Here is a 22,442-nt window from a genome sequence, read left to right on the forward strand (position 1 = left end):
AAAAATAGCATTCTTTTTCGCATGAAGGAAGTTATTTAAAGATTAAGGTCAAAATAGATTAAATTCTGCCGTAATTATCTTCAAAGCGGACAATATCGTCTTCTCCTAAGTACTCCCCGCTTTGCACTTCGATAATCACTAAACTTAAGACACCAGGGTTTTCAAGCCTATGCATGCTTCCTGCAGGAATATAAGTTGATTCATTGGTTCTAACTAGTAACTCATTATTGCCATTGATAACTTTTGCCATGCCACTCACTACTATCCAATGCTCACTACGGTGATGGTGCATTTGTAGGCTTAATTTTGCGCCTGGATTAACCTCGAGCCGCTTAATTTTAAAATTTTTTCCTTCGTCTAAAATAGTGTAAGTTCCCCAAGGGCGATGAACGGTTTGATGTAGTTTATAAGCGTTATGTTCTTTTTCTTTTAATGCAGTATAAATGTGCTTAACATCTTGAGCATGGTTTTTATCAGCTACCAAAATGGCATCAGGCGTATCAATAATAATCAGGTTTTTTAAACCAACGGTGCTGATTAGTCGAGCATCACTTTGAATGTAACAATTTTCTGTATTATATAAAAGGGCTTCACCATTGACGCGATTACCATTCGTATCTGCTGTCGATAAATCACCAAAGGCACTCCAAGAGCCAATATCACTCCAGCCAAGGTCACAAGGTATAACCGCAATAGCATCACTGTCTTTAGAAGCAGGCTCCATCACTGCATAATCAAAGGAGTTACTTAGTACATGTGTAAAATGCTCTTTTTTTAACTGAATTTGCGCACCATGTGGGCTTTCGGCAATGACTGCATCGTCAAGGCATTTTTTAGTTGTTTCATAAATATCATTACAATAGTGTTCTAGGTGCTTAAGTGCTGCGCCTGCTGTAAAACAAAACATGCCCGAATTCCAAAAATAACAACCTGCTTGCAAATATTCCTGGGCTTTTTCAACAGAAGGTTTTTCAACAAATTGCTTGATTGAATAACCGAGGATCTGTTCTGGCTGTTTAGGGCGAGTAAGAGATGAATTTTCATCAATTTGTATATACCCATAACCACTTTCAGGTAGGTTTGGTTTAATACCAAACGTGACTAGCTTGGTATTTTTAGCAAGCTTGATGGCACAATCTACAGCACTTTGAAAAGCATCGGGCTCGCTTATTAAATGATCAGCAGGCAAAATTAATAAAATAGCATCATCACCATATTTTTTTGCTACTTGTAGTGCAGCTAAAGCAATGGCGGCAGCTGTATTGCGGCCAAAAGGTTCTAAGATATAGGACAGAAATAAGTTGTGTTGATTTATAGCACGATACTCATCTTCTGTTTTAAAGAATAATTCACGATTCGTTACGGTTAAAATTTCTTTAACATTTGGAATGGAGGCTGCACGCAGAAAAGCTTTTTGTAAGAAGCTTTGCCCATCATTTAAACGAATAAATGGCTTTGGATGTAATTCGCGTGAGACTGGCCAAAGCCTAGAACCTGCACCGCCACAAAGAATGGTTGGAATAATAGACATGTAGTATTCTTATAATTAGTGAGTCAGCTTAAAATTAAACAGCACCTTGCTTAAATAAAACTTTAAGAACGGTGAGAAATAAAATTTTAATATCCATCCATAATCCATAATGCTCTACATAGTCAAGATCTAACTTTATTTTTTCGCCATGATTAATATTACTTCTGCCATTAACTTGCGCCCAACCGGTGACGCCTGGCTTAACCCTTAGACGTTTAAATTGTTCTTGATTATAGCAATTGGCAATTTCTGTTAATTCTGGGCGCGGTCCAACTAAACTCATGTTACCAAGTAATACGTTAAAAAACTGCGGTAGTTCATCAAGACTCCATTTTCTTAAAAATGCGCCTATGCCAGTAAAATTCGCTTGATGACTGTTATCTGTTGCTTGTTTAAAAACAAAATCATCAGGCACACCGCCTTCCCAGTAATAAGTCGCGGGGTTTGATTGCTGTATTTTCATCGTACGAAATTTATAAATAGAGAAAGGTTTATTTAAGTAGCCTGCTCTTTTTTGACGAAATAAAATAGGCAGTCCGTCATCCATGACAATCCAAATGGCAACAATAATATAAATAGGCGAAAGCAAAAGAATGGCTAATGAACTTAATAAAATATCTATGCCTCGTTTAATGTAGTCATAAGGCCTTTTCGATAATGTCGATGTGGTGTTTATCGTTGTCGGTGTGCTCTTCATATTTTTTTAACCCGCCTGTACCGTTGGCAATTCCGATAATGTGTTTTGGCTTGAAAACAGTGTCAAGCACTATATCACCTTTTTTGCCAATGATCCCGCCTGCGACACAACTAATACCCTGAATAGTCAGATGGCCGGCAATGGTTTTAAAGAAGGGAAAATCAGCAATATGCATATGAGCTTCTAATATTGGCGTAGCTATTCTAACATCAAGCCGAATAATACTTATAGACTTTTCTGACGCGTTGGCAATGAAGGCTGGTGTTAAATTATTAATACCTACATCCATTACAAGCGCTTTATCGTTTAAATAATTAAGATATTGTGCGCTAATTAACTGTTCTGCAGAAACAGCGGTAATTAAGGCGTCATAAGATTGGTCTTTATTAAATAAGGAAATTTTATAGTCATTATATGCAGGTAAAATAACATTAAGCGCATCAATTAATTGCCTGGTTTTAACTTCATTTCGACCAGTTATTGTAACTTGTATATCGTGCTCTGCTAAGCGTAAGGCCAATTTTACTGCAATATTGCCTGTACCATAAATTAAAATTTTCTTATTAGTTAATTGATAATCATAATATTGATTGATTAAATGATAAGCTGACTCTACAGTCAGATCATTCGGTTTATAAGGTAAAATTTTGCCTTTTTTTAGTGAGTTTTGAGCTATCTGCCATAAATTAATCGATTGCTTTCGCTCCACATCAATAAAAAAAGTTTCAAGCTGATTATCAAGATAAACCAAGACTTGCTGAGCAATCTCGGGATTTGTAAATAGCAGGTTTAAAACTTTTTCTTCCCCAAACTGACGAAAAGGCAAAAGTCTATTTTCGCCATGCTGTTTAGCAGTGGTGCTAATTAATGCTTTTTTAAAGCGAGTAAGATCTAATGCCTTAAGCTCTTCTAGTAAAGCCATGGCTTTCCTTTCTAATTTTTTAGTTAGCCTGTTAGCCAGGCATTCTAACATGCTTCTTTTTTTATTCATCTAAATTTCATTGTTATATCAATCACTTTGTAAAAATAAAATTATTAACGTATAATTTATAGACATAACATGGATGGATACAAGAATGAAAATAGCTAGAATATCACTTGCTTTATCATTATTGTTATTACTAGGATGTACACCGAATGAAACCACCTATAATGCGCGCTTCAATAGAGATTATATCTACTCAGTAGGCTTTTACGGCTATCAACCTCAATGGGCCACTCATTATTATTCAGGTGTTCCTACCCGTTCTTGTGCTCAAGGTTATTGTAATATGTATCCCCGCGGATGGTATATGCGTAAGTGGTAACTTTGAGTCAATTCCGTGGTTTTTTACTTAAATCAAAACTACGGAATTAAGTTTCAACGTATATACTAGCAAATAGGCGAAATCTTTAATTGTTCCGTAATTATTCTTGCAGTCTTAAATATTATACAAAATAATATGATAAGGGCACTGATATTAATAGATTTCTTTAGTTTGCGAGGAGCCAATGAAAGGCTGGGTACTTTACAAAAGGAATAAGCAAGAATTAACTGCCACTGATCATGGAGTAAATCGATTCTTAGCAGTTGCAAAGCAATTGAAGATTGACCTAGACGTGTTTAAGCCAGGACAATTTGAATTAATTGTCGCAAATCAATATGACAAAACCGTGCTGTTAGATGGTAAAGTTGCAGCCCTTCCCGATTTTATTATGCCACGCCTAGGCGCAGAAACACCTTATCATGCCTTAAATTTAATTCGACAGTTAGAATTATTAGGTGTTTGTTGTATCAATAATGCTGAGGCTATTGAAACTGTAAAAGATAAAATGCGGATGGGCCAATTATTAGTTGATAAAAAATTGCCTGTGCCTAAAACAATGGCGCTTAACATTCCTGTTCCTTTTGAATTGGTTGCAAAAGAAATAGGCTATCCATTGGTTATTAAAAATATAGCGAGTGCGCGCGGTATTGGTGTGCTTTTATGTGAATCAGCTAATTCTTTTCAGGATCTAATAGGCCTTCTTAGCCTACAAGCTAATCCACAACTTATTATCCAGCAATTTATTGCCAGTAGTTATGGTCGAGATTTGCGCGTCTTTGTTTTAGGGCAAGAGGTAATAGGTTGTATGCAGCGCTTATCTAAATCAGGTTTTAAGGCTAATTATTCGCTGGGTGGTGAGGTGTTGCCATTTGATTTAACGCCTGAAATTAAGCATCTAGCGCTAGAATGTACCAAAATTGCTAATTTAGATATTGCTGGCATTGATTTATTGTTTGGTGAAAATGGTTATTTAGTCTGTGAAGCAAATTCCTCACCCGGTTTTAAAGGCATGGAATTGGCTACTGGCGAAGATATTGCTACAAAAATTATGCAATATATAGTAGCTAAGGTAGAGAAATTTAAACATTAATTTTACTTACTTAAGTTTAGTCTTCCCTCTCCATAAAGAGGGAAGATGTTAACTATAAATAAGGTATTCTATTCTTTAGCTCGCGAGACGTATTCGCCTTTACGGGTATCTACTTTAATTAGCTCACCTGTTTGCACAAACAAGGGAACTCTAACAACAGCACCTGTTTCAAGCGTTGCAGGCTTACCACCGCCGCCAGAGGTATCACCTCTAACACCTGGATCTGTTTCTGTAATAGCTAGAATAACAAAATTAGGTGGAGTCACTTGTATAGGTTCATTATTCCATAACGTAACAATACAAATATCCTGCTCTTTTAACCACTGTTCAGCATCAGCTAAGACTTCTTGATTTAGCGCATATTGTTCAAATGTATCAGGAACCATAAAATGCCACTGCTCACCATCATTATATAAATATTGCATTTCCACGTCAGAGACATCAGCAGATGGTAATGTTTCGTTCGATTTGAAAGTACGCTCAACAACGCGACCGGTTTTTAAGTTACGTATTTTGACGCGAGTAAAGGCTTGTCCTTTACCTGGTTTAACAAATTCACAATCAAGAATGCTGCAAGGGGCATTATCAATCATAACTTTCAGACCATTTTTAAATTCATTAGTACTATAAGTGGCCATCAGTGCTCCACGGTTGAGATTTGGTGTTAAATTAGATAGAGTGCACCAGTTTACCAATTATGTTTAATGAATGCGAGATGACTTTGTGAGTTGGAAAAGAATATTGGCGCAGGGTTTTACGTCTCCTCAGGAATTGCTTAAATTTTTAGAGCTGCCCCTTGAACTTGCAAGCCTTGCAGCAGATAAGCAATTTAAAACACGAGTTCCTTATAATTTTGCTACGCGCATGCAAAAACGAAATCCCCATGACCCGCTACTCCTGCAAGTACTTGCAGCGCCACAGGAGCTAGAAGCTAGAGAAAATTACACGCCTGATCCCTTAAAAGAAATAAGTTGTAATCCCATACCAGGCTTGATTCATAAATACCAAGGCCGCGTTCTTTTAACCTTTACGGGTATCTGCGCTATAAATTGTCGCTATTGTTTTAGAAGGCATTTTCCTTATAAAGACAATAATCCTGGCCAAGAAGGCTGGCAGGACGTAATTGCCTATTTAAAGCAGGATAAGACGATTCATGAAGTGATTTTAAGTGGTGGCGATCCATTATTAGCTACGGATAAGGTGTTAGAAAATTTTATTCATCAATTAGAGGCGGTGAGACATATCAAAACAATACGCTTTCATACTCGCGTTCCCGTTGTGTTACCTGAACGGATTGATGATTCTTTTTTAGAGATTTTAACTAAAACGGCGTTGCATAAAGTCCTAGTTTTACATTGTAATCATCCACAAGAATTAGATGCACAAGTTAAAAATGCTTGCCAGAAACTACGTCAAATAAATTGTATAATATTAAATCAATCCGTGCTTCTTAAAGGAATTAATGATAATGTGGAGACGCTCACCAATTTAAGCCACTCTTTATTTGATTGCGGTGTGCTTCCTTATTATTTACATTTATTAGATAAGGTCGATGGCGCGGCGCACTTTGATCTTCCTTTAGAAGAAGCTTCCCGTATTTATCAGCAGTTAAAAGCGCAATTGCCTGGTTATTTATTACCAAGGCTAGCATTTGAAGAGCCTGGCGCAGTAAGCAAAACATTAGTTGGGTAGTGAAAAAAATAAAAGAAAATTTAACAAGCAGGCTAGTTTATATTTACTAGTTTAATTTAGAAATTAAAATAACATCAATTCATTTTAGAGATTAAGAACTTGCAAACTTATAAGTATCGGCCGGATATTGATGGCTTACGTGCTATTGCGGTTTTGTCAGTCGTTGGCTTTCATGCCTTTCCCCATTTTTTTAAGGGCGGCTTTATAGGTGTTGATATTTTTTTTGTTATTTCAGGGTTTTTAATTAGTAAAATTATTTTTGACCAGTTAGCGCAAGGCTCATTTAGTTTTAAAGACTTTTATATCAGGCGGATTAAACGGATATTTCCAGCTTTAATTTTTGTTCTATTGATCATGTATGCGATTGGTTGGGTGTTTTTGCTTAATGATGAATATAAGCAGCTTGGTAAACACATTGCTGCTGGTGCAACATTTAGTTCTAATTTTATTTTGCGGCAAGAAGCAGGGTATTTTAATGCGAATTCGTCTACCACGCCTTTATTGCATTTATGGTCTTTAGGAATTGAAGAGCAATTTTATATTGTTTGGCCATTCCTGATATGGTTTGCTTTTAAGAAACAATTTAATATTTTAATTATTTGCCTCACCTTAGTTATTATATCGTTCACTTTAAATGTGTTAAACGTTGGTGATCATGATATTGCCGTTTTCTATTCACCGGTAACTCGAGTTTGGGAGCTATTATTAGGTAGCCTTTGGGCTTATCAGCTCACTTATTCAAATTCTAGAATAACGATTTTTGATTCCTTAAGAGCAAAGCTCGTTGCTACAAATAAACTTGCGCGTTGGCAAGACATGCAGGCAATGGTTGGTTTGATTCTTCTATTAAGCTTGATTTTTTTACTTAATGATAAACATCCCTTTCCTGGCTGGTGGGCGTTGTTGCCTACATTAGGCGCTTTTCTTATTATTGCCGCAGGCCCCAATGCTTGGGTCAATCGTACTATTTTATCGCATAAAGTATTAGTATGGTTTGGCTTAATTAGTTTTCCTTTATATTTATGGCATTGGCCCCTAATATCGTTTACGCATCTTATGATGGAGGTTAAATTAACTAAGCTAATACGCATCAGCTTAGTTCTAATAAGTATTTTTTTAGCTTGGTTGACGTATCGTGTCATTGAAAAGCCGTTACGATTTCATAAAAATAATAACGTTGCAGCTGGTTTATGTATTACTTTGGCCTTATTAGGAACCATAGGTTACAGTACTTATAAAAACAATGGCTTTAATTTTAGATTAAAAGATCGCGCCGAGTTTCTTAATTTTTTTGAAAATAATTTACCGCAGTTACAATACCTGGTAAATCATGAAATTTTACAGAAATATCGCGTAGAGTGTGACTTTTATCCTAAAAGTAAGGCAAAAGATAAGTCTTTTGCAAAAGAGTTAATTGCTTCGAGCTGTTATACTCCCGCAACAGATAAAAGCATATTCATCTGGGGAGATTCGCATGCGCAGCAACTTTATTACGGTTTAGCTAGCGTATTACCCAAAGATATTTCTATCCTACAAGTTGCTTCTTCAGCCTGTTCACCCCGTTTAATTTCTAACGTGTCATCTAAGCGTTATTGTTATAACTCAAATCGTTTTGCCTGGAATATCATTAAAAAGACCAAACCTGATATTGTTATCTTGGCACAGGCTTATGGGCATGAGCATAATAAAGACTTACCTTTAATTTCAGCAGAATTAAAAAAGTTAGGTATTCCACGAGTTTTAATACTAGGCCCAGTGCCACAATGGAAACCTGATTTATATAAAGTGATTGCTAAAAAATTTTGGCTTCATTCACCTAAACGTATTAATGCAAACTTAAGTTTAAGCGCGTTGAAAACAGATAAAAGAATGAAAGAAAAGTATGCGCACAGCTCAGACATTGAATATATCTCATTGCTTGATTTCTTTTGTACCAAGGAAGGGTGTTTAACTTATTTAGGAAAAGATAGAAAAGAAGGATTAATAACATTTGATTATGGTCATTTAACGCCAAGGGCTTCAACTTATCTAGCGAAGCGACTATTAGCGCCTATTGTTGTTAATCAAATTTATAAAAAGCAGCACGCTGCTAACATAAGTTAATTAGGCGCAGCCAACGATAGCTAAATCCCTGGCTTTTAGGTTATCTGGGTGTATAACTGCAATAATTTTTCTTGAGCACTGTGTTGGCCATTTTTTAACATTTTGTAAGTGCCATCAGCTTGCATTTCCCAGGCCCATTTGTTGTCTTTAAAATAGTTTTTAAAAATTTCATTTTTAACGCGTTTGCGATTTTCTTCATCTAAGATAGGGAATAAAATTTCTATACGATTATAAAGATTACGTTCCATTAAATCAGCGCTGGAACAATAAACATACTCATTGTCAGAGGTAAGAAAATGATAAATTCGATGGTGCTCTAAGAAACGGCCGAGAATGGAGATGACACGGATATTCTCTGAAATGCCAGGAATACCAGGCTTTAAACAACAAAGACTGCGCACAATTAAATTAATCTTTACACCAGCCTGTGAGGCTTGATAAAGCGCTTTAATTAAGATTTTATCGGTAAGGCCATTAACTTTAATATTAATTTCACTTTCTTTTCCTGCTTTAGCAGCTGCAACGCACTCCTCAATATGATTTAATAAATCTTTTTGCAATGTAAAAGGAGAATGACAGAGCGCTTTAAGTTTAACGGTTCTACCTAAGCCTGTGAGCTGTTGAAAGATAATTTGTATATCAGCGGTAATATTCGCATCACTGGTTAAAAGTCCAAAGTCCGTATAAAGCTTAGATGTTTGTTCATGATAATTACCCGTGCCTAAGTGCGCATATTGTTTTAATTTTCCATGTGTACGCCTAACGACTAAGGTCATTTTTGCATGTGTTTTGTAACCCACGACCCCATAAAGTACAAGTACTCCTGCCTCATGTAAGCGATTTGCTAATTTTAAATTAGACTCTTCATCAAAGCGAGCACGTAGTTCGACAACCGTAGTGACCTCCTTGCCAGAGCGTGCTGCTTCAACTAAGGCTGTAACCATTTCTGAGCCAGAGTGGGTGCGGTATAATGTTTGTTTAATCGCTAAAACATTAGGATCAGCCGCTGCTTGCCTGACAAAATCAATCACTACATCATAGCTTTGGTAAGGATGATGCAGCAAAATATCTTTTTCATCTAACACATTAAATAAATGGCGTTTGCTAGTGATTACGGGTGGGTATTGCGCCCTAAACGTTGGATAAAGTAAATCGGGACGATTCATCCGATTAATAGCGGTATAATAGCGCTGTAGATTAACAGGGCCATCGCAATAATATGCATCTTCATGATGAAGGTGATGTTTTTGTAAAAGAAAATCAACAATTTTTTGCGGGCAGTGCTTGTCTATTTCTAAACGAACGACATGCCCGTAATGCCGAGAAAAAAGTTCTCGCTGGACCGCAACTGCTAAATCTTCTATTTCTTCTTCCCGTAAAAATAAATCACTATTTCTGGTTAATCGAAAGGGATAACAGCCGTTTATTTCCATGCCTGGAAATAAACGGTGTACATAAGTTTGAATGATGGATGAAAGATAAACAAAATAATTACCACCATCAGTGCATAGCTCAGAAGGTAAAGAGATGGTACGTGGTAATGAGCGGGGCGCATGAATGACTGCATAATCAATATTTCGATCAAATGCATCTTTACCACGTAAGGAGATGATGAAATTTAAACTTTTATTAAATAAGCGTGGAAAAGGGTGGGCTAAATCGAGTGCAATTGGGCTGACCACCGGTAGAATTTCATTTTTGAAATAGTGCCTTGCCCACAGATAAATGTCTTCCGACCATTCATCAACACTTAAAAAATAAATACGCTCTTGTCTTAAAGCCGGTAATAATTGCTTATTAAAGGTTGAATAAATTTCATCGGTAATAGCGTGAGCTTGTTTGCTAAGTTGACTAAATAAATCACCTGCGCGTATGCCATCAATAAATTTAGGCGAGGAAAGAGCAAGTTTTTCTTTTAAACTAGACATCCGAATTTCAAAAAATTCATCAAGATTGCCACTGCAAATGCATAAAAAACGCATGCGTTCTAATAAGGGAATGCGCTCATCTTTAGCTAATTGTAAAACCCGCGCGTTAAACGCTAGTGCCGTGAATTCTCGATTTATGAAATAGTCTGGATTTTCTATGGCATCAGTCAATTTGCTCTCCTTCGCTCACTTATAGTTCACACGCAATGTATCGCTAATCTTTTATAATATTGACACCAACTGATAGTAACAAATACTATAAATTAATGCACAAGAAAGAAACAAATTCCAATAAAAGCAATAAAGCCCCAAAAGGGAGATAATTGTAAATAGGTCAGCGCTATAAAAAAAAGAATACTCATGATGACCATAGAGACTGAATAGTAAACATTCATAATGCCTTGAGCCACAGAAAATGCTGTTGCTGCAAGCAAAACCAACGCGCCATATTGTACTGGAACCATTATTTTTTGTACCGTAGGCCCACTATGTTGGCTTAACAACTGATAACCAATACCTGCTAAAATTAAACCTGGTAAATTAATACTAATCACCGCAAACGCTAAGCCTAATAGACCAGCAGCCTTATAGCCAATGAGAGCGGCAAGTTTTACCGCAGTTAAGCCAGGGAATAAAAAGCTTGAGCCAAGCATGCCGATAAATTCTTCATTGCTTATCCAATGGCGATAATCTACCGCTTCTACTTCAATTAATTTAAGCATTGAATTGCCGCCACCAAGTGAAATAAGTCCTATTTTGCCAAAACTCACAATGAGGGTCAGTAAATTACTTATCATGGGTAAGCTTTTGTAGAAAAGTAACATAATCGCAGGAAATAGGTTGCTTCAGCAAGAGGCTATTTATTTTAGCGACTAAATCATACGAATAGCCTTCTATTGATGCACTAAAATAAATGGTTTTGTTAATTATTAAGCGTGATAATTCAAGTTTGACAGAAGGCGAGCAAGTAAATTTATAAATTAATGCCGTCTTATAAACATCTATTATCGTGCCTTGTGATTGCAATAATTTAAGCAATGTACCTGCTTCCAGTGCCGGACAACCAGGTAGCGCTTGCTCTGGCGAAATAGTCATTAAATTTATTTTTTTACCAAAGCCATAACAGGGTTCTTTTTGACCAAGTAAAGGCTTATATAGTAATTTGTCTTTTCGTTTTTTTATATTCAAATGGTATTGTGGCAATAAATAATAACTATCTTCTCTTTCTTTGATCTCAAAGTCGGCAAGGCTTAGAATAGTTTCGTTTAAGCCGTGTAAAATAATGGTAGTAGGTTCAGGCCAAAAGTAGCGGGCTTCCCAACGAATTGAGTCTTGTTCTTGGGCTGGTAATTGGTCAATAGCAGAACGTTTGCCTGCCTTGATTTCAAAATTCCACACTAGCCGTTTATTCATAGTTCAGATAGGGAGCTAAAACTAGTTACGCTAGTGCATTTGCTTAAAGAAGGCAAGTTTTCTAAGAAAAGCGCTTTTGAGAATTGCTCAGATTAATAGGAGTATGTTAAGTTGATAAGGCAAATAATTCAATGACATCCGGTAGTAGGAAGTATATATAGCAGTCAGTTTTCCTGGTAGGATCTGCCATAATGCATTAAGACAAGGAAGGAGTAGGAATGGCTACGCTTTTATTTTTCATTTATCTTATTTTTACTTTATTAGTACTTTATCATGGCTTGAGATCCCCGACCTGGGAAGTGGGAAGCATTGTTTATCTTACAGTTGCGACGTTTCTCGTTGGCATGCCTTGGTTTGTTGCGTTGATCTTGTGGTTAATCATCTTTGCCATTATTGCCATCATGTATGTACCTGCAATCCGGGCGCATATTACTAGCCATTTATATGAAAAAGCGGCTAAATCTATTCCTAAGCTTTCTAAAACAGAAGAAGAGGCATTAAATGCCGGCGATACTTGGTTTGAGCAAGATATATTTATGGGCATTCCTAACTGGGATAAGTTAGCTGCTCCTTTGCCCGAGCTTACTGCTGAAGAGCAGGCATTTATAGATAATGAAACACAAACCTTATGCAGCATGATTGATGAGTGGAATATTGGGCAGGAACGCGATTTGCCCAAAGCGGTTTGGTCTTATCTAAAAGATAATGGTTTTTTTGGTTTAGTGATTGCCAAAGAGTATGGCGGAAAAGGATTTTCTGCACGCGCCCATTCTGAAGTGGTCTTAAAAGTTGCAAGTCGGGCTAGCGCGGTGGCGGTAACAGTCATGGTTCCAAATTCCTTAGGCCCTGGTGAGCTATTACAGTACTACGGTACCGAAGAGCAAAAAGCAACGTATTTACCTAACCTGGCAAAAGGCATTGATATTCCTTGCTTTGCTCTGACTGAGCCTGGGGCTGGCAGTGATGCTACATCCATTCAGTCTGAAGCGATTGTTACTAAAAAAGTAATAAATAAAAAAGAAGTATTAGGTTTAACAATTAATAAATTAAATAAGCGCTGGATTACTTTAGCGCCAGTTGCCACCCTTATCGGTCTAGCTGTTAATTTAAAAGATCCTGATCATTTACTAAATGGCTTAGGTCAAGAAGGTATTACTTGTTTATTAATTCCCCGGGATACTGAAAACTTAGAGATAGGCAATCGGCATTTTCCAAGCGATCAAGCGTTTATGAATGGTACCATTCGTGGTGAGAATATTTTTGTGCCTATTAGCTCTATTATTGGAGGTCAAGAAAAAGCAGGCCATGGCTGGCAAATGTTAGTCGAATGCTTATCGATTGGACGCTCCATTTCACTGCCAGCCTTGGCTGCCGCGTCGTCATCAGTATCGTATATTGTAACGAGTGCTTTTGCCCGTATCCGTCGCCAATTTAATGTAGAGATAGGCCAATTTGAAGGGATAGAAGAAAAATTAGCGGAAATAGGCGGTCTTAATTATCTAATTAATGCCACAAGACTATTAACAGTTGAGGCAGTAAACCAACATAAAAAACCTTCAGTCGCTTCAGCCATTACAAAATATTTTAATACGGAATTTGCCCGCATCGTCATTAACAATGCCATGGATATACACGCGGGACGTGCAGTCGTCAGCGGGCCCCGTAATTATTTAAATAATTATTACTATACGCTGCCTGTTTCTATTACCGTAGAAGGGGCTAATATTATGTCCCGAAATCTACTTATCTTTGGCCAAGGCTCAATGGCTTGCCATCCGTTTATACGAGAAGAATTTTATGCTATTTCTCATAATAATCGTGATGCCTTTGACAAATTAATTTGGCAACACATTCACTATTTTCTACATAATTTTGCTAAAGCAGTTTGCTCAGCCTGGACAGGCGGTATTTTTATTAGCGCGCCAGCCAATCCTTTAAGGGGCGCTTATAAATCGTTAGCTCGTTTAAGCCATGCTTTTGCCTGGTTAGCAGATTTTTCTCTAATTTATTTAGGCGGTGATTTAAAACGGAAAGAACGGTTATCAGCTCGCTTAGCTGATGCAATGTCTTACTTATATATGGGGATGGCGGCGCTGCGTTTTTATCAACATCATAATCAGGATGAGGATATTAAGCTACATGCAACCTGGGCCGTTTCTTATTGTTTATATCATGCTCAGAAAGCAATGTTACTCTTTTGTGATAACTTTCCTTCACGATTTTTAGGTGGGCTCATGCGCTTTTTTGCTTTTCCTTTTGGACAAACGATGGCTTATCCTCGTGATTACCTTGATCATCAATTAGCAAAATTGATGAGTAAAAATAATACGTATCGTAATAAGATAAAAAAATGGCTTTATTTAAGTGGTGATGCCAATCAGCCAGTTGACAGAATGGAGCAGGCATTGCAATTAATTCTAGCAAATGCGGGGCTTTATTCTAAAATAAGTGACTTAAAGCGGGCCTCTGTCTTTGACTTAAAGGCAAAGTTAGCTGAAAAAGTGGCTAGTGGCCAATTAACTCAAGAAGAAATGGATGCTTTATTAGCAACAGAGCGGGCAAGATGGGACGCTATTCAAGTCGATGAGTTTAAAGCTGACTCCATGAAATCCAAAACATTTAAGTCTGTGACTGATTCATTAATGAACCCTTTAGATTAATTTTACATGTTTTTAACAGCTATATTTTAGGATGGCATTCATTTTGAATGCCATTTTGTTATAATCTTAAAATATATTTGCAAATATTGATAATTTTGCTTAAATTTAAAACTAAATTGGGTGGTTTATAAATTTTCTGAGGTAAGTTATATGGCTGTAATTCAAGCGCCTACTAAAGAAGCTTTAATGCAAGCAGTGGCGATAGCGGATACTCCCGCAGCTGTTGATTATTTAAAACAGCAGCTGACTAAGGTTTTCAGTAAAGTGAAAATTGAAGCCATGGATAAGGTTTTAGAAAAAATAGCTGAGTATCAGACCAATGTACATATGGAGCGTGGCAATCGCCCTGATCCGTGGACTGGTAATACCGACACTAGAACTGATTTTCAGAATGCACAATTAAATCACGGCATCTCAGCGCTAGAAAAAATTAGTCCTCAATTAGATGAGGGTAATCTCAAAATGGACTTTGCAATTAGTGATTTAGCGCAATTATTGCGTGCTTTTTCACTCGATAATCAGCCTCTAAGCCCTGAAGTTGCAAGTGTTATTGATAAATTATTTAATGCTTGGCTTGCTGAACAGGATATGGTTAGCAAAGGTAGCGCTATTTATGAGGCAGATGCCTCGGGTAAGATAAAAACAGATAAACAGGGTAATCCTATTAAGGCTGATGCAGAAAAAATCAGGCAGCTTATTCATGATAGAGATAAAGGCTTTGATCAATTTTTAAATGATAAGTTTAGCAAACTTATTACTGATAAAAATATCACAGCATCTATTCAAGAACATAAATACCCGGCGCAAAAAGCTCAACCTGCAGTTGCAGCGAGACCTGCTACACCTGCTACACCCGCAGCCCCAGCAACTCGGCCTATCGAACGACCTGCTGGTACTCCGCAGACACCTGCAGGAGAGCCAGAAGCTCCAGACGTTACAACGCCAACAACGCCGAATGTCTAATCAGGTACATAATATATTTAACCTGGCTGTATTTAATCAGCCAGGCGCGTTCTATGTTCCACTTGCAGCTCTTTAAGCCGCTCTATTGAACCAATATCAGCCCATTTTCCATGGTAAAGTAGCCCACTTACTTTCTGTTGGTCCGCAAGTAATCGTAATAAGGGTGTTACTGAATACCTACCAATAGCGCATTCAGTGAAAGCATTAGGATGATAGCAGGTTATTCCAGCAAGCGTGTACCGTCTTTCATTCGTTAATTGGCTGCCATTTAAGTTAAAATCCCCTTTAAGGTTATGTTTTGGATTTGGGACTAAGACAACATTTGCTAAAAAATTAGATGGGCAGCTTAACGTAGTAAAATCAAAATCGGTATAAATATCTGCATTGACAACTAAAAAAGGATCATTTCCCAAGAGCGGCAAAGCTTTAACTATACCTCCACCTGTTTCTAGGCCCCCTGGCGGTTCGGGAGAATAAATAATTTCAATATTCCAAGGCTGTCCGTCTCTTAGGTGGCGACGAATTTGCCCACCTAAGTAGGCATGATTAACAATGACACGTTTGAAACCACATCTTGCTAAATTACGTATATGATGCTCGATTAGAGGAACATCATTAATTAAACACATTGCTTTGGGCATAAATTGGGTTAAAGGTTTAAGTCGCTCGCCCCGGCCGGCAGCTAAAATCATTGCAGTATTCATGGCAACTGAATCCTTTGCTGGATAAAGTGATAAAAAGGCTTTAATTCGTCATATGTTTCCAGGCAAGAAATCACATAATGTAATGTAAGTGGTAAATGCTGTAGATAATTAGGTTTGTTATCACGCAAATATAAACGGCAAAAAATGCCTAATACTTTTAGGTGGCGCTGCAAGCCACATAAATCAAATGCCCGTAAGAAAGATGGAAAATTTTCTTGCTTGGTCAAGGGCGATTGTTCGTAAAATAGTGTTAACCAACGCATAATTTGCTCGCGAGGCCATTGAATATAACAATCCTTAAGTAAAGACACGAGGTCATAAGTAAATGGCCCTCGCATTGCATCTTGAAAATCAATGACTGCTAACTGATGATTAAATTCAGCGCCAGGGAGCATAATATTGCGTGAATGATAATCACGATGAATAACCACTTGTGGCTGTTTGTTAATTTCAGCTATAAGCCAAGCAAATGTCGTATCAAGTAATTTTTTCTCATCCCTAGTCAGGGTGAGCTTTAAATAAGCTGTTAAAAACCATTCAATAAATAAATTTAATTCACTTTGTATGAAAGCACTATCAAAAAGCGGAAATTGATAGCTACCAGTTATGGGGCATTGCTGTAATACTAGTAACGTTTTGATAGCCGAAGTATATAATTCATCAGCACTAAGGGGCGTTAATTGCTGTAAAAGTAACTGGTCGCCAAAATCATCTAAGAGAACAAAACCTTCTAATTCATTGACAGCATAAATTTTCGGTGTTAGTAATCCATGGGCACGGAAAAAGTCTGCAATTTCAATAAAGGGTTTTAATGTTTCTTTTTGTGGCGGCGCATCCATGACAATGTAGCTCTTACCTTTACAATGTAAACGGTAATAACGTCTAAAGCTTGCGTCACCCGTCAGAAGATTCAATGAAAATTCACTAAAATCAAAGGCTTGTTTTAACCAAGTGGTCAGTGTGCTCTGACGGCTGTGCATGCTATACTCCTTAACTTTCTTGTTTAGAGGGTAGTCGTAGATAATGATAAATAATAAAGCACACTGTGCTTATGGCTTATAGGGTATTGTAATAATATGACTGTTGCTTTCAAGTTTACCCTGTCAAAAATGAACAGAAAGAAGCTGAATTGTATTCTGTTTATAGGGACTTTTGTAGCTGTCTCCGGTTTACTTAGTTTTTATTTTAAAACTGCAAGTGCGGCAATGATGGTGCTAGAGCCTATACAGGCATGTGTGTTACCACGAGATATCTATTTAAGTGATTCTATTCGGACTAACTTTGCCCACTGCCTAGGATGGCAAGAAGGCCCTTCATATTCTATGTGTCGTGGTGCTTATCAACCGCTAGACATATTACCGCTAGCTAGAGAAGACGAGATTCAGGTATTTGCCAATAGAATGTCTTTGCACAATGAGGGGCGTTCTGAACTACAAGGCAATGTTGAAGTACGCCAAACAAATAGAATACTTAATGCCCAAACGGCTTATATTTATCGCGATGCAAAAACCAATCAAGTAACAGGCGTTGAGCTACTGGGCTCCGTAAGATATATGGAACCTGGCCGGATAATGATTGCTAGAAAGGTAACCATTAATCCTCAGGATAAATCAGGTAAGGCTGAAGATGTATTGTATCGCTTTAATTCCCCTGGTCGTGGTGCAGTTTTACCTGCTTGGGGGCGGGCAAGCTTAATTGAACGGCTTGCTAATAAAGATTATTTTTTAGCAAAAGCAACCTATAGCACCTGCGCCCCGCAAGATAATGCCTGGCATATAGAAGCAAAGAAAATTAACTTAGATAATGCCCGTTCGGAAGGTGTGGCTCGTGATGCGAGCTTATTTATTGGTGATATCCCTATTTTTTATACACCTTATTTAACGTTTCCAACATCAAAAGAGCGCAAATCTGGGTTTTTACTCCCTACTATTGGTAGTTCTAGTATAGGTGGATTTGATTTTTCACTACCTTATTACTGGAATATTGCGCCTAATTATGATGCAACATTTTATCCGCATCTCTATACACGTCGCGGTATCATGCTTGGTGAGCAATTTCGTTATTTAACCACGACTTCTTCAGGGCAAATTTATGCAAGTTTTTTACCGCATGATAGTGCCTACGATGATTTTATACGCAACAATGTTAATAACTTTCCGCAGTTACGTGGCTCTTCAACTAATAGATGGTCTGTGCAGGTTCAAGATGTCACTTACTTTACGCCAGATTTAAGGTTACGAGTTAATGCGCAGCAAGTATCGGATGATTATTATTTACAGGATTTTAGTAATAATTTAGCCTTATTAACTGAGCGGCAATTAGTTCGGGAAGGTGAATTATCTTATACGCTTGCTAATTGGTTTTTTCGTGGCTTAGTCCAATCTTATCAAACCTTACAACCGGTTAATTTAACGCCCATTAATGACATTTATCAACGATTACCGCAGTTATTGGCACGTGGTATTTATGATGATTTACCACTAAATGGCAATTTCATCATGTTTGGACAATATGATAATTTTCGTTGGCCAAATAGTTTAATTCCCATGCCTGAAGGGCCAAGGCTCTATGCAAATCCTGCTTTAACTTTACCCCAAACAAGGCCTTGGGGGTATCTAACACCTGGATTAGAATTGGTACAAAATTATTATGATGTAAGACATAATTATCCACTACCAAATTCTCATTATGATAATACTATTCCTCGCTATAGCCTTGATGGTGGTTTATTTTTTGACAGGCCCACGCAACTTCTAGGGCAATCATTTAATCAAACATTAGAGCCAAGACTCTTTTATCTGTATGTTCCTTACCATGATCAACGACGAATTCCAGTCTATGATTCAGCTTACCCCATTTTTAATTTTGATCAATTATTTCGCATGAATCGTTTTTCCGGCTTTGATCGCATTGGCGATACCAATCAACTCTCATATGCTTTGACTTCAAGATGGATAGCCGATGTTACGGGCACAGAAAAAATAAGATTTTCAATCGGACAAAGTTATTATTTCTCGCAACGAAGAGTGCAATTATGTCGAAGCTTATTTGATCCTCCTTGTTATGATAGCCCGCTAACTTTAGGGTATGTTTCTCCTTTTCCTCATAAGTCGCCTATTGCTGCTCGTGCTTTCTATAATTTAAATCCAGCATTAACGGTAACTGGCGATTATGTTTGGGACGTTAATACGCATGCGCCTAATAACAGCAATCTTGATTTCCATTATCAAACAGGGCCAAATGAATTAGTTAATATAGGTTATTCCTACTTAACTAATGGTGATATTACCTATATTAATAATGACTTAGATGTAAATCCTTTGCATCAAATTACCTTTTCTTATGCTTGGCCATTTACTGAAAAATGGAGCACCTTAGGTGCTTATAATTATAATATAAGTAAAGGCTATGAAATGATGTCGTTTTTTGGCGTACAATATGATAGTTGTTGTTGGGCCGTGCGTTTAATTGGAGGACGCACTTTTCGAAGCTTAAATCAGCAATCTTCACCACGTTATACGAATAATATTTATCTGCAAGTTTTATTAAAAGGGCTTGGTTCCTTAGGCAATAGTGATCCGTCTACTATTATTCGAACTTTCTTACCAAGCTATGTAGATAGTTTTCATCGTTAGCTATTTGCGGTATAACATGGTTGAATAGACTTCTTGGGAAGCTGCCATTGGCAGCCAATGACAATTTTCGAAGAAGTCTAATGTAATCTTAAGGCCAAATTGCTTGTATTTTGATTATAAATCGCCTAAATTGCCGCTCTTAAAACAAAAATGAGGAATATCGCATGCTAAAGCGTATTGCATCTTTGCTATTGTTATTGCCTGCACTTGCATTGGCTGAACCTTTAGATCGGGTTGTTGCGATAGTCAATGACAGTGTTATTACAGCCAGTGAGTTAAATGCTCAGGTTAAGACATTAAGTCAACAATTGCTTGCAAAACATATGGAGCTACCGCCTGAAAACATTTTACGCAAACAAGTTTTACAACATTTAATTGATATCGATTTACAACTGCAGCTAGCAAAGCAACATAATATTGTCGTTGATAATTCTGAATTAAACGATGCCATTTCAAAAATTGCTGCTCAAAATAAATTATCTCTCTCGCAACTAAGAGAAGCAGTACAGCAACAAGGTTTAACTTGGCAAAATTACCGTGAAAATCTTCGTAAAGAAATTATAATGGCGCGCTTACAACAAAAAGCTGTCGGAAAAGAAGTAACAGTTACCCCGCAACAAGTTGAAAACTATTTAAAGACAGGGGCTTACCAGGATAAAACAAAATTCACTTATCATTTGCAAAATATTATCATTCCTTTACCTGAAGAGCCTACACCCGCGCAACTTAAGCAAGGGCAGCAAAAAGCAAATGCACTATTAGCCAAAATAAAGAAAGGTGTAGATTTTAGCCGCGCGGCTGTAGAAGAATCAGACAAGGAATTTACTTTAGAAAGTAATGATTTAGGTGATAGACACCTAGCTGAATTGCCTGAGCTTTTTGCTAAAGAAGTTGTAAAAATGAAAACAGGCCAGGTCGCAGGACCTCTACGCACTGGTAATGGTTATCAATTAATTAAACTAGTAGCCGTTGGTGGTAATAGTGAGAAGCACGAAGTAGTTAAAACACATGTTCGCCATATTTTGGTCAAACCAGATACGAGCATGACATCGGCAGAAGCAAGGCGCCAGGCTAATAATATTTATCAACAGTTAAAATCTGGAAAAGATTTTGCTGAAATGGCTAAGCAGTATTCACTAGATATCACCAGCGCTACCAAGGGTGGTGATCTAGGTTGGGTCACTGCTGGGGAATTAGTACCACAATTTGAAAAAGCGATGAATTCATTGCCCTTAAATACAGTTAGTAAGCCAGTTAAATCTACATTTGGATGGCACCTTATTGAAGTTCTGGGGCGTAAAAAAGTGGATGATTCGGCTACATTTCAACGCCAACAAGTGATGCAATTTTTACAGCAACGTAAATTTAGTGAGGCTGTGCAAAATTGGCAGCAGCATCTAAGAGCTAATGCCTATGTAAACATTACGGATAAGGAATTAGCGTAATGAAGCCACTGTTAATAAGCAGTGGCGAGCCTGCAGGTATTGGGCCAGATATCTGCCTGGCACTTGCTAAATATAACTTACCAATTGTGATTTTGGCGGATAAAAAGTTATTACAACAACGCGCAGAACAGCTAAGTGTTGCTATTAATTTTATTGACTATGATGAAAATAGTCAGTTTATTATCCCTGAACCCAATAGCTTAATGGTGCTTTCTGTTCCTTGTCATCATCCAGTTGAAGCCGGTAAATTAAACCCTTTAAACGCAGATTATGTCATTCGTATGTTGTCTCTAGGTACGGAAGCTTGTTTAAAAGGGCACTTTGCAGCGCTCGTTACCGCGCCTGTACATAAAGCAGTTATTAACGATGCCGGTATTAATTTTACAGGCCATACTGAGTTTCTAGCCGAGTATTGTGGCGTGGATACAGTTGTTATGATGTTAGCTTGCGAAACAATGAAAGTTGCCTTAGTCACCACTCATTTACCATTACAAGAAGTTCCTAAAGCTATAACCGTGCCTTTAATTTCTACCGTTATACAGAAATTACATGACGCTTTACAAAAAGATTTTGGCATAAAAAATCCACGTATTTGGGTGGCAGGGCTAAACCCTCATGCGGGTGAAGGTGGTTATTTAGGCCGAGAAGAATTAGATACCATTACACCAGCCTTACTTGCACTAAAAGAAAAAGGAATGAATGTACAAGGTCCTTTTCCAGCCGACACTTTATTTGTTCCTCAAAACACCACGAACGTAGATGCGTTTGTCGCCATGTATCACGATCAAGGCTTACCAGTCTTAAAATACGCAGGCTTTGGGCAAGCAGTTAATATTACTTTAGGATTGCCTATTATTCGTACTTCAGTTGATCATGGCACAGCTCTTGAGCTGGCAGGAACTGGTAGAGCTCAGGTAGGTAGTTTAGTTGCTGCTGTTAAAACGGCAATGTTAATGTCAGAAGAGAGGGCTAGCAACTATGCCGCAATTTAGTTTAATCGCTGCAGTAGATGAGAACTATGGATTAGGAAATAACAATCAACTACTCTGCCACCTGCCAGCTGATTTAAAGCATTTCAAGCAAATTACTATGGGTAAACCAATCATTATGGGTAAAAAAACCTATCAATCTATCGGGAAGCCCTTGCCTGGACGAAGAAATATTGTACTTACTACACAGCCTGGCCAAATTGAAGGTGTTGAGCTTGCTTGTTCTATGCAGAATGCACTTGAATTAGTTAATGAATCGCCCGAAGTCATGGTCATCGGCGGGGC

19 protein-coding genes (1 of these 19 only partly in view) are annotated in these 22,442 nt (G+C 37.6%); 10 read left to right on the forward strand and 9 right to left on the reverse strand.

Annotated features, from left to right (window positions below):
- Positions 1-58: 58 nt before the first annotated feature.
- From DYE47_RS01110 to DYE47_RS01120, 3 genes are read right to left on the reverse strand one after another with little or no spacing between them, the layout of a single operon-like run.
- Positions 59-1,531 carry a mannose-1-phosphate guanylyltransferase/mannose-6-phosphate isomerase gene (locus DYE47_RS01110; protein ID WP_115301510.1) on the reverse strand — a complete coding sequence of 491 codons (1,473 nt, stop codon included), beginning with the start codon at positions 1,529-1,531 and terminating at the stop codon, positions 59-61.
- A 34-nt stretch (positions 1,532-1,565) separates the two neighbouring features.
- A complete protein-coding gene (locus DYE47_RS01115; protein WP_115301511.1) occupies positions 1,566-2,228 on the reverse strand; it encodes a sugar transferase in 663 nt (220 codons plus the stop codon).
- On the reverse strand, positions 2,170-3,219 hold the full coding sequence (locus tag DYE47_RS01120; RefSeq protein WP_115301512.1) for a Rossmann-fold NAD(P)-binding domain-containing protein: 1,050 nt from the start codon (positions 3,217-3,219) through the stop codon (positions 2,170-2,172). Before DYE47_RS01120 ends, DYE47_RS01115 begins: the two co-directional genes overlap by 59 nt.
- 85 nt (positions 3,220-3,304) lie before the next feature.
- Between DYE47_RS01120 and DYE47_RS01125 the strand changes: the two genes are divergently transcribed.
- Together DYE47_RS01125 and DYE47_RS01130 are read left to right on the forward strand one after the other, a co-directional pair.
- Complete coding sequence (locus DYE47_RS01125; protein ID WP_115301513.1) at positions 3,305-3,535, forward strand: hypothetical protein; 231 nt, start codon at positions 3,305-3,307, stop codon at positions 3,533-3,535.
- Positions 3,536-3,719: 184 nt separating this feature from the next.
- On the forward strand, positions 3,720-4,625 hold the full coding sequence (locus DYE47_RS01130) for an ATP-grasp domain-containing protein (protein WP_115301514.1): 906 nt from the start codon (positions 3,720-3,722) through the stop codon (positions 4,623-4,625).
- A 68-nt stretch (positions 4,626-4,693) separates the two neighbouring features.
- Here DYE47_RS01130 and efp read toward each other — a convergent pair whose 3' ends face one another.
- Positions 4,694-5,263, reverse strand: coding sequence for an elongation factor P (gene efp, locus DYE47_RS01135; protein WP_115301515.1), 570 nt, complete (start codon positions 5,261-5,263; stop codon positions 4,694-4,696).
- A gap of 70 nt (positions 5,264-5,333) precedes the next feature.
- On the opposite strand from efp, the gene epmB reads away from it, so the two are divergent.
- Both epmB and DYE47_RS01145 read left to right on the forward strand, forming a co-directional pair.
- Positions 5,334-6,317, forward strand: coding sequence for an EF-P beta-lysylation protein EpmB (gene epmB / locus DYE47_RS01140; protein WP_115301516.1), 984 nt, complete (start codon positions 5,334-5,336; stop codon positions 6,315-6,317).
- Positions 6,318-6,416: 99 nt separating this feature from the next.
- Positions 6,417-8,420 carry an acyltransferase family protein gene (locus DYE47_RS01145; protein ID WP_160149817.1) on the forward strand — a complete coding sequence of 668 codons (2,004 nt, stop codon included), beginning with the start codon at positions 6,417-6,419 and terminating at the stop codon, positions 8,418-8,420.
- 35 nt (positions 8,421-8,455) lie between these two features.
- Here DYE47_RS01145 and ppk1 read toward each other — a convergent pair whose 3' ends face one another.
- The 3 genes from ppk1 to DYE47_RS01160 all read right to left on the reverse strand — a co-directional run bounded on the left by ppk1 (position 8,456) and on the right by DYE47_RS01160 (position 11,761).
- A complete protein-coding gene (ppk1, locus tag DYE47_RS01150; protein WP_115301518.1) occupies positions 8,456-10,519 on the reverse strand; it encodes a polyphosphate kinase 1 in 2,064 nt (687 codons plus the stop codon).
- Positions 10,520-10,611: 92 nt separating this feature from the next.
- The gene (locus DYE47_RS01155) at positions 10,612-11,145 is read right to left on the reverse strand and encodes a chromate transporter (protein ID WP_115301519.1); all 534 of its coding nucleotides are present in this window, start codon (positions 11,143-11,145) and stop codon (positions 10,612-10,614) included.
- Complete coding sequence (locus DYE47_RS01160; RefSeq protein ID WP_115301520.1) at positions 11,135-11,761, reverse strand: hypothetical protein; 627 nt, start codon at positions 11,759-11,761, stop codon at positions 11,135-11,137. The genes DYE47_RS01155 and DYE47_RS01160 overlap by 11 nt, the downstream gene beginning before the upstream one ends.
- Positions 11,762-11,979: 218 nt before the next feature.
- On the opposite strand from DYE47_RS01160, the gene DYE47_RS01165 reads away from it, so the two are divergent.
- Complete coding sequence (locus DYE47_RS01165; RefSeq protein ID WP_115301521.1) at positions 11,980-14,421, forward strand: acyl-CoA dehydrogenase; 2,442 nt, start codon at positions 11,980-11,982, stop codon at positions 14,419-14,421.
- Between the two features lie 150 nt (positions 14,422-14,571).
- Complete coding sequence (locus DYE47_RS01170) at positions 14,572-15,384, forward strand: hypothetical protein (RefSeq protein ID WP_115301522.1); 813 nt, start codon at positions 14,572-14,574, stop codon at positions 15,382-15,384.
- Positions 15,385-15,416: 32 nt separating this feature from the next.
- On the opposite strand, the gene murU is transcribed toward DYE47_RS01170, so the two are convergent.
- Positions 15,417-16,088 carry an N-acetylmuramate alpha-1-phosphate uridylyltransferase MurU gene (murU, locus tag DYE47_RS01175; protein ID WP_115301523.1) on the reverse strand — a complete coding sequence of 224 codons (672 nt, stop codon included), beginning with the start codon at positions 16,086-16,088 and terminating at the stop codon, positions 15,417-15,419.
- On the reverse strand, positions 16,085-17,068 hold the full coding sequence (locus DYE47_RS01180; RefSeq protein ID WP_115301524.1) for an aminoglycoside phosphotransferase family protein: 984 nt from the start codon (positions 17,066-17,068) through the stop codon (positions 16,085-16,087). Before DYE47_RS01180 ends, murU begins: the two co-directional genes overlap by 4 nt.
- A gap of 129 nt (positions 17,069-17,197) precedes the next feature.
- On the opposite strand from DYE47_RS01180, the gene DYE47_RS01185 reads away from it, so the two are divergent.
- The 4 genes from DYE47_RS01185 to DYE47_RS01200 form a co-directional block, all read left to right on the forward strand.
- Positions 17,198-19,723 carry an LPS-assembly protein LptD gene (locus DYE47_RS01185; RefSeq protein ID WP_115303976.1) on the forward strand — a complete coding sequence of 842 codons (2,526 nt, stop codon included), beginning with the start codon at positions 17,198-17,200 and terminating at the stop codon, positions 19,721-19,723.
- Between the two features lie 164 nt (positions 19,724-19,887).
- On the forward strand, positions 19,888-21,168 hold the full coding sequence (locus DYE47_RS01190; RefSeq protein WP_115301525.1) for a peptidylprolyl isomerase: 1,281 nt from the start codon (positions 19,888-19,890) through the stop codon (positions 21,166-21,168).
- Positions 21,168-22,160, forward strand: a complete 993-nt coding sequence (gene pdxA, locus DYE47_RS01195; RefSeq protein ID WP_115301526.1) for a 4-hydroxythreonine-4-phosphate dehydrogenase PdxA — start codon at positions 21,168-21,170, stop codon at positions 22,158-22,160. The genes DYE47_RS01190 and pdxA overlap by 1 nt, the downstream gene beginning before the upstream one ends.
- A protein-coding gene (locus tag DYE47_RS01200; RefSeq protein WP_115301527.1) for a dihydrofolate reductase crosses the window boundary here: on the forward strand, positions 22,147-22,442 show its 5' portion. 190 nt of this gene lie beyond the right edge of the window; only the first 296 of its 486 coding nucleotides appear in the window; it begins with the start codon at positions 22,147-22,149; its stop codon lies off the right edge, out of view. Before pdxA ends, DYE47_RS01200 begins: the two co-directional genes overlap by 14 nt.

The sequence above is a fragment of the Legionella beliardensis genome, assembly GCF_900452395.1.
Lineage (GTDB): Bacteria > Pseudomonadota > Gammaproteobacteria > Legionellales > Legionellaceae > Legionella_C > Legionella_C beliardensis.

Excerpts from the sequence above, each read along its gene's own strand:
- DYE47_RS01110 (WP_115301510.1), bottom strand. The coding sequence starts at position 1,531 with ATGTCTATTATTCCAACCATTCTTTGTGGCGGTGCAGGTTCTAGGCTT.
- DYE47_RS01115 (WP_115301511.1), bottom strand. The coding sequence starts at position 2,228 with ATGAAGAGCACACCGACAACGATAAACACCACATCGACATTATCGAAA.
- DYE47_RS01120 (WP_115301512.1), bottom strand. The coding sequence starts at position 3,219 with ATGAATAAAAAAAGAAGCATGTTAGAATGCCTGGCTAACAGGCTAACT.
- DYE47_RS01125 (WP_115301513.1), top strand. The coding sequence starts at position 3,305 with ATGAAAATAGCTAGAATATCACTTGCTTTATCATTATTGTTATTACTA.
- DYE47_RS01130 (WP_115301514.1), top strand. The coding sequence starts at position 3,720 with ATGAAAGGCTGGGTACTTTACAAAAGGAATAAGCAAGAATTAACTGCC.
- efp (WP_115301515.1), bottom strand. The coding sequence starts at position 5,263 with ATGGCCACTTATAGTACTAATGAATTTAAAAATGGTCTGAAAGTTATG.
- epmB (WP_115301516.1), top strand. The coding sequence starts at position 5,334 with ATGCGAGATGACTTTGTGAGTTGGAAAAGAATATTGGCGCAGGGTTTT.
- DYE47_RS01155 (WP_115301519.1), bottom strand. The coding sequence starts at position 11,145 with ATGATAAGTAATTTACTGACCCTCATTGTGAGTTTTGGCAAAATAGGA.
- DYE47_RS01160 (WP_115301520.1), bottom strand. The coding sequence starts at position 11,761 with ATGAATAAACGGCTAGTGTGGAATTTTGAAATCAAGGCAGGCAAACGT.
- DYE47_RS01165 (WP_115301521.1), top strand. The coding sequence starts at position 11,980 with ATGGCTACGCTTTTATTTTTCATTTATCTTATTTTTACTTTATTAGTA.
- DYE47_RS01170 (WP_115301522.1), top strand. The coding sequence starts at position 14,572 with ATGGCTGTAATTCAAGCGCCTACTAAAGAAGCTTTAATGCAAGCAGTG.
- murU (WP_115301523.1), bottom strand. The coding sequence starts at position 16,088 with ATGAATACTGCAATGATTTTAGCTGCCGGCCGGGGCGAGCGACTTAAA.
- DYE47_RS01180 (WP_115301524.1), bottom strand. The coding sequence starts at position 17,068 with ATGCACAGCCGTCAGAGCACACTGACCACTTGGTTAAAACAAGCCTTT.
- DYE47_RS01185 (WP_115303976.1), top strand. The coding sequence starts at position 17,198 with ATGAACAGAAAGAAGCTGAATTGTATTCTGTTTATAGGGACTTTTGTA.
- DYE47_RS01190 (WP_115301525.1), top strand. The coding sequence starts at position 19,888 with ATGCTAAAGCGTATTGCATCTTTGCTATTGTTATTGCCTGCACTTGCA.
- pdxA (WP_115301526.1), top strand. The coding sequence starts at position 21,168 with ATGAAGCCACTGTTAATAAGCAGTGGCGAGCCTGCAGGTATTGGGCCA.